This is a genomic window from Blastococcus sp. VKM Ac-2987, from assembly GCF_026967805.1.
GTDB lineage: Bacteria > Actinomycetota > Actinomycetes > Mycobacteriales > Geodermatophilaceae > Blastococcus.
This window is the reverse complement of the sequence record NZ_JAPVBG010000007.1, coordinates 3,842-5,594: the sequence shown is the minus strand read 5'-3', so window position 1 is coordinate 5,594 and position 1,753 is coordinate 3,842. Positions and strand designations below refer to the sequence as shown.

Annotated in this window: 2 rRNA genes (1 of these 2 only partly in view); both read right to left on the bottom strand. The window is 58.1% G+C overall.

Going from position 1 to position 1,753, the window contains the following annotated elements:
- Position 1: 1 nt before the first annotated feature.
- Positions 2–118, bottom strand: a 5S ribosomal RNA gene (gene rrf / locus O2W17_RS22175).
- 111 nt (positions 119–229) lie between these two features.
- Positions 230–1,753, bottom strand: a 23S ribosomal RNA gene (locus O2W17_RS22170); it runs 1,704 nt beyond the window's last position.

Here is a 1,753-nt window from a genome sequence, read left to right as displayed (position 1 = left end):
TGTCCGGCGGCGTCCTACTCTCCCACCCCGTCTCCAGGGCAGTACCATCGGCGCTGAAAGGCTTAGCTTCCGGGTTCGGAATGTGACCGGGCGTTTCCCTTCCGCCATGGCCGCCGTAACTCTGTGAACATGTTCGAACCGGCTGGTTCGTGCGTTCAGAACCGCACAGTGGACGCGTGACATCTTTGTTGTTGACCCGTTTTCACAGAACCCGCGCATGTGGGTGTGTGTGGTCAAGCCCTCGGCCTGTTAGTACCGGTCAGCTCCACACCTTGCGGTGCTTCCACTTCCGGCCTATCAACCCGCTGGTCTGGGCGGGGGCCTTACCCGGTTGACCCGGTGAGAGACCTCATCTTGAAGCGAGCTTCCCGCTTAGATGCTTTCAGCGGTTATCCCTGCCGAACGTAGCTAACCAGCAGTGCACCTGGCGGTACAACTGGCACACCAGAGGTTCGTCCGTCCCGGTCCTCTCGTACTAGGGACAGCTCTTCTCAAGTCTCTTACGCGCGCGGCGGATAGGGACCGAACTGTCTCACGACGTTCTAAACCCAGCTCGCGTACCGCTTTAATGGGCGAACAGCCCAACCCTTGGGACCTACTCCAGCCCCAGGATGCGACGAGCCGACATCGAGGTGCCAAACCATCCCGTCGATATGGACTCTTGGGGAAGATCAGCCTGTTATCCCCGGGGTACCTTTTATCCGTTGAGCGACACCGCTTCCACATGCCGGTGCCGGGTCACTAGTCCCAGCTTTCGCTCCTGCTCGACCCGTCGGTCTCGCAGTCAAGCTCCCTTGTGCACTTGCACTCGACACCTGATTGCCAACCAGGCTGAGGGAACCTTTGGGCGCCTCCGTTACATTTTGGGAGGCAACCGCCCCAGTTAAACTACCCACCTGACACTGTCCCTGATCCGGATCACGGACCGAGGTTAGACATCCAATTCGACCAGAGTGGTATTTCAACGGCGACTCCACGAACACTGGCGTGCCCGCTTCGCAGTCTCCCACCTATCCTACACAAGCCGAACCGAACACCAATATCAAGCTATAGTAAAGGTCCCGGGGTCTTTCCGTCCTGCCGCGCGTAACGAGCATCTTTACTCGTAGTGCAATTTCGCCGAGCCTGTGGTTGAGACAGCTGAGAAGTCGTTACGCCATTCGTGCAGGTCGGAACTTACCCGACAAGGAATTTCGCTACCTTAGGATGGTTATAGTTACCACCGCCGTTTACTGGCGCTTGAGTTCTGAGCTTCGCGCACGATGTGCACTAACCCGTCCCCTTAACGTTCCAGCACCGGGCAGGCGTCAGTCCGTATACATCGTCTTACGACTTCGCACGGACCTGTGTTTTTAGTAAACAGTCGCTTCTCACTGGTCTCTGCGGCCACCCACCGCTGCCCACCGCAAGGATGATGACAGTAGATGGCCCCCCTTCTCCCGAAGTTACGGGGGCATTTTGCCGAGTTCCTTAACCACAGTTCGCTCGATCGCCTCGGTATTCTCTACCTGACCACCTGAGTTGGTTTGGGGTACGGGCCGCTCGGAACTCGCTAGAGGCTTTTCTCGGCAGCATAGGATCATCCAATTCGCCTCATTCGGCTATGCGTCGGGCCTCACCCTCGTGTGGGACGGATTTACCTACCCCACGGGCCACACCCTTGCACCGGTACTACCACTCACCGGTAGGACTACCTTCCTGCGTCACCCCATCGCTTGCCTACTACCAGTCCGGGTCCCCAGCTAGTCCGGAT